Here is a 14,330-nt window from a genome sequence, read left to right on the forward strand (position 1 = left end):
GTCGTGACGCCTGAGGAGTACGTGGAGGCGGTGCTCGCGCTGGTCGAGCGGATACCGCCGGGCCGGGTGATGTCCTACGGGGCGATCGCCGACGCGCTGGCCGAGCGGTCCGGGCGGGCCTCGGCCCGGCTGGTCGGCTCGATCATGGCCCGGCACGGCGGCGGGGTGCCCTGGCACCGGGTGGTGAACGCGGCGGGCCGACTGCCACCCGGGCACGAGGTGCGGGCGCGGGCCCTGCTGCGCGCCGAGGGCTGCCCGTTGCGGGGTGCCGGGGTGGATCTGGATGCCGCCAAATGGTGGCCGGATGAGGGGCGGTGACCAGGCGGTAACGTGAGTAGCATTCGGCCGCATGGACGTGCCACCGGCCGAGCCCGGCTCCCCACCCGCCGGCCCGCCCGCGCCGGTCACCGGGGTGCCCGCGTCGGCCACCGGCCTGCCCGCGTCGGCCGGCGGGGTGTCCGCGTCGGTCGCCGGGGTATCTGCGTCGGCCGGCGGCCTGCGTGCGTCGGCTGCCGGGGTGTCCGCGTCGGCCGGCGGGTCGGCCCGGTCGGCCGGTGCCGGCGGGGTCGGGTTGCCGCGTCGGGTGCATGCCGGCTACGCGCTCGGCTCGTTGGCCACCGGGGCGTTCGGCACGGTGCCCGGGTTGCTGCTGCTGCCCTACCTGACCGACACGCTCGGGGTGGCCGCCGGGCTGGCCGCCCTGCTGGTGCTGTTGCCCAAGGCATGGGACGTGCTGGTCAACCCGGTCGCCGGGCGCATCTCCGACCGGACCCGCTCCCGGTGGGGGCCACGCCGGCCGTGGCTGCTCGGTGCCGGCATCGCCCTGGCGGTGCTCTTCGCCGCCATCTTCGCCGCGCCCTTCGGCGTCGGGCCGGCCGCCGGGGCGTACGTGGCCGTCGCGTTCCTCGCCACCGCCACCGCGTTCGCCTTCTTCCAGGTCCCGTACGTGGCGATGCCCGCCGAGCTGACCGACGACGCGGCGGAGCGTACCCGGCTGATGGGCTGGCGGGTCGCGGTGCTGGCGCTGGCCATCCTGATCTCCGGGGCGGTGGCCCCGATGGTGGTGACCGCCGGTGGCGAGGGGGTGGCCGGGCACCGCTGGATGGGGGTGTTCGTCGCCGCGCTGATCGCGCTCGGCGCGCTCGGCGCGTTCCTCGGCACCCGGTCGGCGGCGACCGGCACGGTGACCGCCACCGAGCCGACGCTGCGCGCCCAACTCGCGGTGGTCGCCGCGGACCGGCCGTTCCGGGCACTGCTGCTCTGCTTCGTGATCCAGTCCGCCGGGGTGGCGACCATCCTGGCCGGGGTCAGTTACTTCGCGGCCCAGATCCTGCGGGACCCGACCACCGGGCCCACCGTGCTGTTCGCCTGCTTCGTCGGGCCGGCGTTGCTGGTGATGCCGCTGTGGACCCGGCTCGGCACGCGCCTGGGCAAGAAGACCGCGCTGGTCGCCGCCTCGCTGCTGCTGGCCGCCGGTGCGGCGACGCTGGTGGCCGCGCCGGTGCTGCCCGCCGTCGCCGTCTACGCGGTGGTCGCGCTCCTCGGCGTCGGGTACGCCGGGCAGCAGGTCTTCGCGCTGGCGCTGCTGCCCGACTGCGTGGCCGCCTCGACCGCGCGCACCGGTCGCCGACAGGCCGGCGTCTTCACCGGCCTGTGGACCGCCGGCGAGACCTTCGGTCTGGCCCTCGGCCCCGGCCTCTACGGCCTGGTCCTGGCCCTCTCCGGCTACGTCTCCTCAGCCACCGGCACCGCCGCCCCCCAGACCCCCACCGCCCGCCTGGGCGTCCTCCTGGGCTTCACCCTCGTGCCGGCCCTCCTCATCGCCCCCGCCACCCTCCTCCTCCGCCCCCACCCGTACCTCCCCCCACCCCCACCCCCCGCCCCCACCCACCTCGTCGATCATGGAGTTGTGGCGGGGACGAAAGCCGCGAAAACCCACGGAAAGGCCACGACAAGTCCATGATCGACAAGAACGGGGTGCCTGCGGAGCGGGTGCTGGATGAGATTCGGCAGCTGCGGGCGGGGGACCGGCCGGTGCACGGGGGGCGGTTGTTCGCCTATGTGTACGACCCTGGTGTCGGCGGGCTCGACGCGTTGGGGGCGGCGGCCCACGCGGAGAGCGCCCACGTCAACGGGCTCGATCCGACCGCCTTTCCGTCCCTGCTGGCGATGGAGAACTGGCTCGTCGGGGCGGCCGGCGGGCTGCTCGGTGGCGGACCGGGCAGCGCCGCGCCGGACGTGGTCGGCAGCGTCACCAGCGGCGGGACCGAGTCGCTGATCCTGGCCGTCAAGGCCGCCCGGGACGCCCGCCCGGAGCTGACCGCACCCCGGATCGTGGTGCCGGCCAGCGGGCACGCCGCCTTCGCCAAGGCCGCCCACCTGCTCCGGGTCACCCTGGACACGGTTCCCGTCGATCCGGTCACCCTGCGCCCGTCGGTCGCCGACGTGGCCGCCGCGATCCGCCCGGAGACGGTGCTGGTGGCCTGCTCCGCCCCGTCGTACGCGCACGGGGTGATCGACCCGGTGGCCGGGATCGCGCAGGTGGCGGCGGCGGCCGGGGTGCGCTGCCACGTGGATGCCTGCTTCGGCGGCTGGACCCTTCCCTACCTGCGTCGCCTCGGCGTGCCGGTGCCACCGTTCGACTTCACCGTCGACGGGGTCACCTCGATCTCCGTCGACCTGCACAAGTACGCGTACGCCCCGAAGGGGGTGTCGGTGCTGCTGCACCGGGACGCGACGCTGCGCGCCCCGCAGTTCTTCGCGTACGCCGACTGGCCCGGCTACACCATGGTCAATCCGGTGCTCGCCTCCACCCGCTCGGGTGGCCCGATCGCCGCCGCGTACGCCACCCTGCGGCACCTCGGCGACGACGGCTACCTGCGGTTGGCCGCCACCACCCGGGACGCGGTCGACACCCTGGCCGCCGCCGTACGCGGGGTCGACGGGTTGCGGCTGATGGCCGAACCGGAGTCCACCGTGGTCTGCTTCACCAGCACCGACCCGGCGCTCGACCTGTTCGTCCTGGTCGACGAGCTGACCGCCCGGGGCTGGCACACCCAACCCCAGCTGCGGTACGCCGACCTGCCCGCCAGCGTGCACCTCACGGTGACCGCCTCGGTGGCCCCCCGGGTGGCCGAGTTCGGCCCAGATTTGGCCGCCGCGGTGGCCGCCGCCCGCCGGGCCGGGCCGGTCGAGCTGCCGGCCGAACTGGTCGCCCTGGCCGGCTCGTTGACTCCGCAGGCGCTCACCCCGGAACTGATCGGTGGACTTGCCGCCGGCCTCGGGCTGGGTGCCGGACCGCCGGACCGGATGGCGATGGTGAACACCCTGCTCGACGCCGCCCCCGCCGCGTTGCGCGAATGCCTGCTGGTGGAGTTCGTCGGCCTGCTGCAACGCCCCACCTGGTGACCGGTCCCGGGGCCGCCGCCGACGGCCCCGGGACCTACTCCGGTCCACCCACAGTCTGCTGCGACCCCGGGCGACCTCGGGCGACCCGGGGTGGCCCCGGGGTGGCCCGGGGTGGCCCCGGGCGGGCACGGGCGACCCCGGGCGACCCGGGCGGGCGGTCACCGGTAGGGCAGCGGGGTGACGTTGTCGAATTCGACGACCTCCGCGACGATCCGGTGCCCGGCGTCCAGCGCCTGCGCGGTCAGCTCGGCCGTGCCCGCGCCGAGCGGGTCGTCGGCCGCCACCCGTAGGCCCAGGACCAGCCGGAACTCGGCCCCCGGGGCCAGCGCGCCCAGCTCGCAGCGCACCGGCCCGCCGGTCGTCGCCGGGGCGGTCCGGCAGGCGGCCCAGCCGTCGCCGTCCGGGCGCAGCGCCACCGGCAGGTCGAACCGGAGCGCCACGGCCCGGGCCGGCCCGGTGCCGGTGTTGCGGACCCGCACCGTCGTGTTTCCGGCCCGGGAGCCGTCCGGTGCGACGCCGAGCACCAGGTCGGTGGCGGTGACCACGAGATTCACCTCGTGCGGGTTGGGCGGGAACCCGGTCGGCCCGGAGACCTGGCGGAAGGACCCGCCGTCCCAGCGGTAACCGCGCCACTGCCGCTGCGACCACTCGCCGGCCCAACCACCACCCGGGTAGATGTCCCCGACCTGCACCCGGACCACCCCGTCGCCGCGTACCTGCATCCCGATCAGCCACTGGGGCCGCTCCCGGGCGCTGACGACCACCCGCCCGACGGTGACGATCCGGCCGGCGACGTCCCGGTCGAAGGCCACCACCTGCTGCCAACCGTGGGTGCCGAAGACACACTGCACCAACGCCACCGTCTCCTGCGCCCCGTCGGCGTCGACGTCACCGTGGTCCACGGCGAGGAGGGCGTTCTGCCCCTCGTGGCCGTCCGCGGTCAACCGGACGCCCCCGGTGCGGCACTGCGCCCCGGCCGGCCACCCCGGCAGCGTCACCGTGGTGGCCAGCAGTTCGTTGCGGCCGATCCGGCCGTCGGGTGGCGTCGTCGGGGCCGCACCGGTCGGCGTGGGGCTGCCGGTCGGGGTCACCGGTCCACCCGGCGTCGGCGTACCGGTCGGTTCGGGTGCGGGCAGCACCGGGCCGGGCCGGGGCTCCGGACGGTGCAGTGCGACGTACCCCAGGGTCGGTCCGGTGAACAACGCCAGCACCGCCGCGACCAGCGCGGCCCACCGACGCCGGCGCCGCGACCGCACGGTCCGCCGGACCGCGGCCGGGCCGGGCACCACCACCTCCGCCAGCACGGTACGGCGGTAGCGGGCGAACTCCACGGTCGGATCGAGGATCTCCGGGTCAGGCATCTCGCACCTCCCCGGTGCTCTCACGCAGTTGGGTGGCCAGGGCGGCCCGGCCCCGGTGCAGCCAGGACTTGACCGTTCCCTCGGCGACCCGCTCCTGGGCGGCGATCTCACTCACCGACATGTCAGCCAGATAGTGCAGGACGACCGCCCGGCGTTGCTTCGGTGGCAGCTGCGCCAACGCGACGTCGACCGCGACCCGGTCCGGTGTCGGTCCGGCCACGTGGGTCTCCCGTTGCCGGGACAACCACGCCTGGGCGGTCCGCAGCCGCCGCCACCGGTGGTGGCCCAGGTTCCAGGCGACCTTGCGGACCCACGCCAGCGGGTCGTCGTAGCCGGACACCCGGTCCCACCGCGCGTACGCCCGGCAGAACGCCTCCTGCACCAGGTCCTGCGCCTGACCGAGGTCGCCGGTGTAGGCGGTGAGCTGGACGACCAGCCCACGGAAATGGGCATGGTAGAACCCGTCGAAGCTCAGCTGCGGGGCTGCGGGCCGGGGGTCCGGTGGTGGATCACCGACCCGCGCGCTTCTCGTCACCGTCACTCGTCCTCCCCGTGGTCGCCCGACGGCCCGCACCCCGGGACACGGCCCGCCGTCACACGGGTAAGAGCCCGCTGCCTGCGCACAGGGTTGCGTCCGTCGGCTGTGGTTGACTGTCCGTTGGGAGACAGCGCAGCGGCCACGGCGACGTAACGGTCGTCGACCGGCCGGACGAGGAGGCGGTCGTGCAGTTGCCGGCAGTGCTCGGCGAGCCGATCCGGTTCGTCCTCAACTGGGGTCGCCGCTACTCGCTCTGGGTGTTCAACTTCGGCCTGGCCTGCTGCGCGATCGAGTTCATCGCCACCAGCATGGGCCGCCACGACTTCATCCGGCTCGGCGTCATCCCGTTCGCCCATGGGCCCCGGCAGGCCGACCTGATGGTGGTCTCCGGCACGGTCACCGACAAGATGGCCCCGGCGATCAAGCGGCTGTACGACCAGATGCCCGAGCCGAAATACGTCATCTCCTTCGGGGCCTGCTCCAACTGCGGCGGCCCGTACTGGGACTCGTACTCGGTGACCAAGGGGGTCGACCAGCTCATCCCGGTCGACGTCTACGTGCCCGGCTGCCCGCCCCGGCCCGAGGCGCTGCTGCACGGCATCCTCCGCCTCCAGGAGAAGATCGCCGCCGAGCAGTCCGGCATCGGTGGCGTCGACCGCACCGACCCCCTCGCCCCCCTGGCCGACGTCACCCCCTCCGACGGAACCCCCCCACGCCCAGCCGACTCCCTGACCACCCCCCTGATCCACCCCCCCACCCCCTGACCCCCTCTCCCCCCGCCCCCGCTGCCCCTCCGCCTCGCGCTCCCTCCGCCTCGCCCCGGTGATCAAGAGCTTTACGCCATCTCCACCCGGATTCTTGACGCGAACCTCTTGATCACCGACCCGTACCCGTCCGGACGCGCGGGCCGTGCTCCAGCCGTCACTTTCTCCGGGATCCCTGCCCGTCGGGGCGTGCGGGCTTGCGCCCAGCCGCCGCTTTCTCCGGTGATCAAGAGGTTTGCGTCAGCATCCCGGCCGGAATTGACGCGAACCTCTTGATCACCGGGGCGAGGGTGGGGTGGGTGCGAGGGTGGGGTGGGGGAGAGCGGGGTGGGGGGAGAGTGGGGCAGGGGGGTGGGGGGGTGGTGGGTGGGGGTTAGCGTGCGGGGCATGAACGACTCTGGGGACCGGCGGTCCGCCTTCATCGTCGACGTGTTGACCGAGGAGTTCGGTGCGTCGATGGCACTCGATCCGGCGGCATTCCGCCGCAAGTTCCGCAAGATGGCTGCGTCACCGTTCGCCTTCTACCGGGGCAGCGCCGCACTGTTCTACGCCGACCAGCGTGGGGACTTCGCCGACGACGCGTTCCTCGACAAGGAGACCAGCCGGGTGTGGATCCACGGCGACCTGCACGCCGAGAACTTCGGCACCTACATGAACGGTTCCGGGCACCTGGTGTTCAACGTCAACGACTTCGACGAGGCGTACGTCGGGCCGTTCTCCTGGGACCTGAAGCGACTCGCCGCCAGCGTGGCATTGCTCGGCTACGCCAAGGCCCTGTCCGACCAGGCGATCGGTGAGCTGGTCACCGGGTTCGCCCGGTCGTACCTGACCGAGTTGCGGGCGATCGCCGCCGGTGGGGACGACGCGATCGGGTCGATCACCCTGGACAACGCCGACGGGGTGTTGCGCCGGGTGCTCCAGGAGGCCCGCCTGAACACCCGGGTCGACCTGCTGGCCGCGCAGACCACCGTCGACAACTACGAGCGGCGGTTCTCCCTCGGCGACGGGGTCTACGAGATCGACGGGGAGACCCGGGAGCGGGTGTGCGCCGCGTTCACCGGCTACCTCGCCACGCTGCCCGAGGCGACGGCCCGGCTGCGTCCGGTCGCCACCCAGATCAAGGACGTGGTGCTACGCAAGGGCGTGGGCATCGGCTCGGCCGGGCTGCCGTCGTACAACCTGCTGCTGGAGGGGCACACCGAGGCCCTGGAGAACGACGTGGTCATCTACATGAAGCAGGCGCAGGTGCCGGCGGTGGCCCGGTACGTCGACGACGAGCGGGTCCGGGGCTACTTCCGGCACCAGGGTCACCGGACGGCCGAGTCGCAACGGGCGTTGCAGGCGCACGCCGACCCGTGGTTGGGCTTCACCGAGCTGGACGGGGCCGGTCAGCTCGTCGCCGAGGTCTCCCCCTACGCCGCCGACCTGGACTGGTCGGACGTCAACGAGCCCGAGGAACTGGCCGGGGTGCTCGCCGACCTGGGTCGGGCGGTGGCCCGGATGCACTCGGTCGCCGACGACGAGTCCAGCCACGACCTGGTCGACTACTCCACCGAGGAGGCGATCGTCGCGGCGATCGGCGACGACACCGACGGCTTCGTCGGGCACCTGGTCGAGTTCTCCCACGCGTACGGCGTCCGGGCCCGCACCGACCACCAGCTCTTCGTCGACCTGTTCCGCAACGGCCGGCTCCCCGGCATCTGAGCCGGCCGGTCGGGGTTCACCTGTCGAACTCCAGCACCACCTTGATGTCCTCGTCGGCGTGGGCGTACGCCTGTGCGTACGCCGACACCGGCACCCGGCGGGTGATCAGCGAGTTCAGCCACGACTGGTCGGCCCGGGCGAGCGCCTGGGCGGCCAGTTCCCAGTGCCGCCGGTTGGCGTTGACCGAGCCGAACACCACGTTGTTCTCCAGCACCAACTCCCGGTTGAGGGCCCCGGCGTCGAAGTCGATGGTCCGGCCCCCGCTGGACACCCCGGTGAGGCAGACGATCCCGGTCGGGCCGACCTTGCACATGGCGTCCAGCACCACCGTCGGAGCTCCGGTGCACTCGACCACCACGTCCGGCTCGACGTCCAACTCGTTCACCGACTCCGTGTGGTAGGTCGCTCCGAGCGCCCGGACCAGGTCCGGTTTCGGGCCGGTGGTGCTGCGGTCCAGCACGTGCACCGACAGCCCCCGCTGGACGGCCAGCAGAGCCGCGAGCAGCCCGATCGGCCCGGCACCGGTGATCAGCGCGGTCTGCGGTTCCCACCTGGCCCGGGTGCCGATCCGCCCGATGTGGTCCCACGCTTTCGCCACCACGCTGGTCGGTTCCAGCAGCATGCCCACCGGAGCGAGGACCGGGTCCAGCCCGATGGCGAACTTGGGTTGCACCCGCCACCGGTCCCGGGCGAAGCCGGGCAGCGCCTTGATCCCGTGCTCGGTGTACCGGCCGTTGCGGCACATGTCCCACTCGTCGACGGCGCAGTTGGGGCAGGGCACCGGATCGGGGTGGCGGACGATGCCGGCCACGAGGTCACCGGGTTGCAGGGTGCCGGACGGGTCTTCCAGCACCCGGCCGAGCGACTCGTGGCCGAGCACCAGCTCCCGCTGGCCGGGTGGGGCCTCGCCGTAGTGCCCGGCGATGATCTCCTGGTCGGTGCCGCAGATGCCCACGGCGAGCGCCTCGACCAGGATGACCCCCTCTTCGGCTGCCGGCTCCGGCCAGTCCTGTACCAGCCGCAGCGAGTCACGGACCTTGGGAGTCACCGTCACAGCGCGCACGGCCCCATCTTTCCCCGCCCCGTCCCGCCCCGCCCGGCAAAGCGCCAGATGCCCGCCCCGCCCCCGCCCGGCTCAGCCCCGAACGCCCGCCCCGCACAGCGTCGGACGGACCGTCCGGGTTGATCCGCGACACGGCGGAAGGCTGTCCGTTCACCTCATCCAGGTGTCCGCCGGGCGCGTACGACCGGGAGGGCGGGCCCGGCGTCGGGGCGGCGGCCATAGGATCAACCGCATGACTCCGGAAGAGGTCGGTCGGCGGGTGGTCGCGCTGCTCACGCCGGTCGAGGCGACCGCGTCGGTGTCCGGCGGGCAGGCCCATGCCCGGGCCACCGTCGACGTACCCCCGGCGGCCTGGCCGGACTCCCTCCGCGCGGTCCGCGACGACGCCGAGCTGGCCTGCGACTTCTTCGACTGGCTCTCCGCCGTCGACGAGCTGGCCGGCGGCTTCGACATCGTGGCCCACCTGTGGTCGACCCGGCACCGCCACGGCGTGCTGCTGCGGACCCGGGTGCCACGGCAGGCGCCGACGGTGGGATCGGTGGTCGACGTCTTCCCGGGCGCGGCCTGGCACGAGCGGGAGACCCACGAGATGTTCGGTGTCGATTTCGCCGGCCACCGGGGGCTGGCCCCGCTGCTGCTGCCCCCCGAGTTCGAGGGGCATCCGCTGCGTAAGGAGTTCGTGCTCGCCTCCCGGGTGGCGAAACCGTGGCCGGGTGCGAAGGAACCGGGTGAGTCCGAGGCCGGTGGTGGTCGCCGGGCGGTCCGTCCACCCGGGGTGCCCGCCCCGGGGGAGTGGGGTGTGGTGCCCGCCCCGGCCGGTCCGGTGACGGTGGGCGACGGGCCGCGCGGCGGCGCCCCGGCCCGCCCGCCCAGGGACCGTCCGGCCCGGCCCGCTGCGGGGGCCCGTCCGCCGCGTACCCCCGCCTCCGGCGCGACCGGCGACGCCCCGCCGGCAACCGGACGCCCGGCCCCCGACGGCCCGGCCGGCGACGGCCCGGCCGGCGACGGCCCGGCCGGCGACGGTCCGGCGCGCGGTGACCAGGGTGGCGACGAGCAGGGTACGGACTGATGCCGACCTGGTTGGAGCTGGTGATCCGGATCGGCGGGGTGCTGGTCGCGTTCCTCACCCTGCCACTGATCGTCGGCCAGGCCGAACACAAGGTGATGGCGCACATGCAGGGCCGGCTCGGTCCGATGTACGCCGGTGGCTTCCACGGGTGGGCGCAGCTCGTGGCCGACGGGATCAAGTTCGTCCAGAAGGAGGACATCACTCCGCGCGAGGCGGACCGGGCGGTGTTCCGGCTCGCGCCGGTGGTGGCCCTGGTGCCCTACCTGCTGGTGTTGCTGGTGATCCCGCTCGGCCCGGACGACCTGGTCGGGCAGCCGCTGGACATCGGCCTGTTCTTCGTCCTGGCGGTGGTCGGCGTCGGCGTGGTGGCGGTGCTGATGTCGGCGTGGGCTTCGGCCAACAAGTACAGCCTGCTCGGTGGGTTGCGCGGGGCGGCCCAGCTGCTCGGCTACGAGCTGCCGTTGGTGCTGGCCGCCGCCTCGGTGGCGATGGCGGCCGGGACGTTGAGCCTCGGCGGGATCGTCGAGGCGTGGCAGCCGTGGTGGCTGCTCTGGCAGGCCCCCGCGATGATCGTGTTCTTCGTGGCCGGGCTGGCCGAGATCCGACGCCCCCCGTTCGACATGCCGGTTGCCGACTCCGAGCTGGTGTTCGGCTACATGACCGAGTACACCGGGCTGCGGTTCGCGTTCTTCCTGCTCGCCGAGTACGTCGGGATCGTGGTGATCGCCGCGCTGACCACCGTGCTGTTCCTCGGTGGCTGGCAGGGCCCGTTCGCCGACGCCCAGCTCGGGTGGCTGTGGACCCTGCTGAAGGTCTTCGCCGTCTCGTTCGTGATCATCTGGCTGCGGGTGTCGTTCCCCCGGCTGCGCGAGGACCAGCTCCAGCGGCTGTGCTGGCTGGTCCTGGTGCCGGCCGCGCTGGCCCAACTGGTCCTCACCACCGCCGTACGGCTCACCCTGAACTGAGCGCCGGCCCGGAGGGCCCCGGGACACTCCCCGGGGCCCTCCGGCACGCTCACGGCGCGGCGTAGAGCAGACGGTTCGGGGAGCCGACCCCCGGGTTGACCACCTTGCCGGTGCTGGCGGCGCTGATCAGGGCGCTCTTGGCGGTGGCGAGGGTCGCCGACGGGTTGGTCTGCCGGTAGCGGGCCAGCCAACCGGTGACGTGCGGGGCCGCCATCGAGGTGCCGGACCAGCCGCTGGCCACTGCGGTGTTCGAGGCGATACCGGCGGAGGTGATGTCCACCCCCGGGGCGAAGATGTCGACGCAGGTCCCGTAGCTGGAGAACGACGCCCGGTTGTCGCTGATGTCGGTCGCCGCGACGGTGATGCCCCGGGTGGACCGGGGGCCGTTGGTGCAGGCGTCGGTGTTGAAGTTGTTGGCGATGAACACCGGGTACACCCCGTGGTCGATCAGGTTCTCGATCGAGGTGTTCGCGGAGGTGCCGTAGCCCTGGAGGCTGAAGTTCGCCACCGAGACGGCCGCGTGGTTGGTGGCCAGCCAGTCGACGCCCTCGATCAGGTCGGTGCTCCACCCGGAGTTGTCGCACTGGAGGACCCGGACCGCGCGGAGGGTCACCGACTTGGCGACCCCGTAGGTGGTGCCGCCGATGGTGCCGGCGACGTGCGTGCCGTGGCCGTGGCAGTCGTTGGTGCCGTTGCCGTCGCCGACCGCGTCGTAGACCCCGGCGGCCCGGGTGCCGAAGTCGACGTGGGTGGCCCGGATGCCGGAGTCGACGATGTAGGCGGTCACCCCGGAACCGGTCGAGGTGTAGCCGAAGCTGTTGCTCAGCGGCAGGTTGCGCTGGTCGATGCGGTCCAGCCCCCACGACGGCGGGTTGCTCTGCACGGCCTGGACGGACACGCCGCCGGCCTGGGCCCGCTCGGCGCGGGCCGTCGTCGGGCCGGTCCGGTCCGGGGTGGTGCTGGTCAGCCCGCCCTCGATGCGGGTGTCCCGCTCGACGTACTGCACGGCCGGGTCGTTGCGGACGGCGGCGAGGGCGGCCGGCGGCAGCACGGCCGCGTACCCGTCGAGGACCTGGGTGTAGCGGTTCAGCACGGTGCCGCCGGCCCGCTCGGCGACGGCTGCCGACTGGGTGGTGCGGGCGAGGCGGGCGGTGCGCTCGCTGCTGACCGGCTTGTCGGAGAGGACGACGATGTACCGGTCCGGTGCGGCTTCCGCGCTGCCGGCCAGCAGCGGCGCGGGTGCGGTCCGCCCCGGGCCGGGGGTGGCCGGGGCCGCGACGGCGGCGTTGGTGGTGGTGGCGAGCGCACCGGCGAGAACACCGGCGAGTACGCCCAGACGTGCGGTCCTGCTACCCAGCTTGCGCAAGGCTTGATCCTCCTCAAGAGGGGAGTCCGTAGTGGACTGGCAGCCCGCCGTCGACGGAAGTTGCGGCGACGGACACCCCTAGTCGAACAGGTCATATTGACCATCGTGTTAACTCTTGGACACTGAAGGTGAATGTGGGACAGCTCTCAGTGTCCGTAGTCGACGGTGACTTCGGCACCTCCGGGCACGTCAGCACGGTGCCCCTTGGTGCGCGCCACCACGGTGCCCGGGGCGCGCGGTGGCGCGGTGCGGGGGTGCGGCACGGTGGCGTGGTGTGGGGGGTGCGGTGCCCGGGTGACGTGCAGCGCGCCCCTGCCCGGCAGGCCGGGCAGGGGCGCGCGTGGTCGGTGGTGGCTCAGCCGATCGGGGTGTGCTCCGGCGGCACCTGCTCGGCCGGCAGCGGGGGCGGCGGGGGAGTGCCGTCGCCGAACGGCCGGCCGCCGAGCGCCTCCCGCCCGTGCGGGCTGAGCCAGTTGACCAGGTCCGGGCCCAGCGGCACCACCCCGGTCGGGTTGATGTCGCGGTGCACCTCGTAGTAGTGCCGCTTGATGTGGTCGAAGTCGATGGTGTCGCCGAAGCCGGGGGTGGTGAACAGGTCCCGGGCGTACGCCCACAGCACCGGCATCTCGCTGAGCTTCTGCCGGTTGCACTTGAAGTGGCCGTGATAGACCGGGTCGAAGCGGGCCAGCGTGGTGAACAGCCGCACGTCGGCCTCGGTGATGGTGTCCCCGACCAGGTAGCGCTGGTCGGCCAGCCGGTCGCTGAGCCAGTCCAGCCGGTCGAACAACCGTCGGTACGCCTTGTCGTACGCCTCCTGCGAGCCGGCGAAGCCGCACCGGTACACCCCGTTGTTGACGTCGGCGAAGACGACCTTGTTGACCTCGTCGATCTCGGCCCGTAGGTGCTCCGGGTAGAGCTGCGGGGCGCCCTCGCGGTGGTGTGCCGTCCACTCGGTGGACAGGTCCAGGGTCATCTGCGCGTAGTCGTTGGTGACCACCTGCCCGGTCGGCACGTCGACGATCGCCGGTACGGTGATCCCCCGGTCGTACCCGGGGTACCGGGCGAAGAACGCGTCGGCGAGCCGTTCGATGCCGAGCACCGGGTCCCGCCCGCCCGGGTCCAGGTCGAACGTCCAGCTCCGGGCGTCGTGGGTGGGCCCGGCAACCGCCATGGGCAGCGCCTCCTCCAGCCCGAGCAGCCGCCGTACGATGATCATGCGGTTGGCCCACGGGCAGGCCCGGCTGACCACCAGCCGGTAGCGTCCCGGCTCGACCGGGTAGCCGTCCCGCCCGTCGACGGTGATCCGGGTGGCGATGTAACGCTGGTCCCGGGTGAACTCGCCGCCCGGCTCGACGTACTTGCCGCCGCTCTGGGTCGCCGTCGTGCCGTTGCTCTCCGCCATGGTGTCGCCCTTCGTCCGCTTCGGCTCCCATCATGGCGGTTCTTCCGTCCCGGGGCAGCACAACGGCGTCCGGGCCGGTCCGCCTAGGGCGTGTCCTGCCGATCTTGTAGCGGTTGGTCGTTGACGATGTGCCGGTGGTGCGTCGTGGTGAACTGACCGATGAGGCGTGGGCGGTGATCTCGCCACTGCTGCCCGATCCAGGTAGTTCTCGGGGGCGGTGGCGGGATCACCGGCAGGTCATCAACGGGATTCTGTGGAAGCTGCGTACAGGTGCGCCGTGGCGTGACCTGCCGGAGCGCTTCGGGCCGTGGAAGACCTGCCACGAGCGGCTGCGCCGCTGGACAGCCGATGGGACATGGGATCGGATCCTCGCGGCGGCGCAGGTCCGCGACGACGGCACACCCGTGCAGTGGACGATCAGCATCGACTCGTCGATCGTGCGGGCGCACCAGCATGCCGCTGGCGCCCGCAAAAAGGGGGCTCCCCGACAAGTCCGACGACACCTGGTGCGCAAGATGGCGAGGCCATCGGCCGGTCCCGCGGCGGACTGAGCACGAAGATCCACCTCGCTGTCGACGGGCGCGGACGGCCGTTGTCGATACTGCTCACCCCTGGCCAGGCCGGAGACAACCCCCAACTACTGGCCCTGCTGGACGCGATCCGGGTCAACGAGCCCGGCCCCGGGCGACC

12 protein-coding genes and 1 pseudogene are annotated in these 14,330 nt (G+C 73.1%); 8 read left to right on the forward strand and 5 right to left on the reverse strand.

Annotated elements, in window-relative coordinates; translation table 11 throughout:
• Positions 1–3 precede the first annotated feature (3 nt).
• The 3 genes from AB0B63_RS17410 to AB0B63_RS17420 are packed head-to-tail and all read left to right on the forward strand — an operon-like array spanning position 4 to position 3,408.
• Positions 4–318: an MGMT family protein gene (locus AB0B63_RS17410; protein WP_088644748.1), complete on the forward strand. Its 315-nt coding sequence runs from the start codon at positions 4–6 to the stop codon at positions 316–318.
• Positions 319–349: 31 nt separating this feature from the next.
• Positions 350–1,963 carry an MFS transporter gene (locus AB0B63_RS17415; protein WP_357019567.1) on the forward strand — a complete coding sequence of 538 codons (1,614 nt, stop codon included), beginning with the start codon at positions 350–352 and terminating at the stop codon, positions 1,961–1,963.
• Positions 1,960–3,408 carry an aminotransferase class V-fold PLP-dependent enzyme gene (locus AB0B63_RS17420; protein ID WP_357019570.1) on the forward strand — a complete coding sequence of 483 codons (1,449 nt, stop codon included), beginning with the start codon at positions 1,960–1,962 and terminating at the stop codon, positions 3,406–3,408. The genes AB0B63_RS17415 and AB0B63_RS17420 overlap by 4 nt, the downstream gene beginning before the upstream one ends.
• A 158-nt stretch (positions 3,409–3,566) precedes the next feature.
• Here the strand turns inward: AB0B63_RS17420 and AB0B63_RS17425 are convergent, their stop codons facing one another.
• Positions 3,567–4,769 (reverse strand): hypothetical protein, encoded by a 1,203-nt coding sequence (locus AB0B63_RS17425; RefSeq protein WP_208568260.1) that lies wholly within the window; start codon positions 4,767–4,769, stop codon positions 3,567–3,569.
• Positions 4,762–5,304 carry a SigE family RNA polymerase sigma factor gene (locus AB0B63_RS17430; RefSeq protein ID WP_357019574.1) on the reverse strand — a complete coding sequence of 181 codons (543 nt, stop codon included), beginning with the start codon at positions 5,302–5,304 and terminating at the stop codon, positions 4,762–4,764. The genes AB0B63_RS17425 and AB0B63_RS17430 overlap by 8 nt, the downstream gene beginning before the upstream one ends.
• Before the next feature lie 188 nt (positions 5,305–5,492).
• Here AB0B63_RS17430 and AB0B63_RS17435 point away from each other — a divergent pair, with 188 nt between their 5' ends.
• Entirely contained in the window at positions 5,493–6,071 is a 579-nt protein-coding gene (locus AB0B63_RS17435; protein WP_357019577.1) for an NADH-quinone oxidoreductase subunit B family protein, read from the forward strand.
• Positions 6,072–6,458: 387 nt separating this feature from the next.
• The gene (locus tag AB0B63_RS17440; protein ID WP_208568257.1) at positions 6,459–7,775 is read left to right on the forward strand and encodes a DUF2252 domain-containing protein; all 1,317 of its coding nucleotides are present in this window, start codon (positions 6,459–6,461) and stop codon (positions 7,773–7,775) included.
• A 16-nt stretch (positions 7,776–7,791) separates the two neighbouring features.
• Here the strand turns inward: AB0B63_RS17440 and AB0B63_RS17445 are convergent, their stop codons facing one another.
• A complete protein-coding gene (locus AB0B63_RS17445) occupies positions 7,792–8,838 on the reverse strand; it encodes a glucose 1-dehydrogenase (RefSeq protein ID WP_208568256.1) in 1,047 nt (348 codons plus the stop codon).
• A gap of 232 nt (positions 8,839–9,070) precedes the next feature.
• Between AB0B63_RS17445 and AB0B63_RS17450 the strand changes: the two genes are divergently transcribed.
• Positions 9,071–9,907, forward strand: coding sequence for an NADH-quinone oxidoreductase subunit C (locus AB0B63_RS17450; RefSeq protein WP_357019581.1), 837 nt, complete (start codon positions 9,071–9,073; stop codon positions 9,905–9,907).
• Positions 9,907–10,872 (forward strand): NADH-quinone oxidoreductase subunit NuoH, encoded by a 966-nt coding sequence (nuoH, locus tag AB0B63_RS17455; RefSeq protein WP_208568254.1) that lies wholly within the window; start codon positions 9,907–9,909, stop codon positions 10,870–10,872. The genes AB0B63_RS17450 and nuoH overlap by 1 nt, the downstream gene beginning before the upstream one ends.
• Positions 10,873–10,921: 49 nt before the next feature.
• Here nuoH and AB0B63_RS17460 read toward each other — a convergent pair whose 3' ends face one another.
• Together AB0B63_RS17460 and AB0B63_RS17465 are read right to left on the reverse strand one after the other, a co-directional pair.
• A complete protein-coding gene (locus AB0B63_RS17460) occupies positions 10,922–12,238 on the reverse strand; it encodes a S8 family peptidase (RefSeq protein WP_357019584.1) in 1,317 nt (438 codons plus the stop codon).
• Positions 12,239–12,593: 355 nt separating this feature from the next.
• A complete protein-coding gene (locus AB0B63_RS17465) occupies positions 12,594–13,640 on the reverse strand; it encodes a glutathione S-transferase C-terminal domain-containing protein (protein WP_357019587.1) in 1,047 nt (348 codons plus the stop codon).
• 137 nt (positions 13,641–13,777) lie between these two features.
• Here AB0B63_RS17465 and AB0B63_RS17470 point away from each other — a divergent pair.
• Positions 13,778–14,330, forward strand: a pseudogene (locus AB0B63_RS17470) (IS5 family transposase); the annotation flags it as partial.

The sequence above is a fragment of the Micromonospora sp. NPDC049081 genome, from assembly GCF_040648835.1.
Classification (GTDB): domain Bacteria; phylum Actinomycetota; class Actinomycetes; order Mycobacteriales; family Micromonosporaceae; genus Micromonospora; species Micromonospora antibiotica.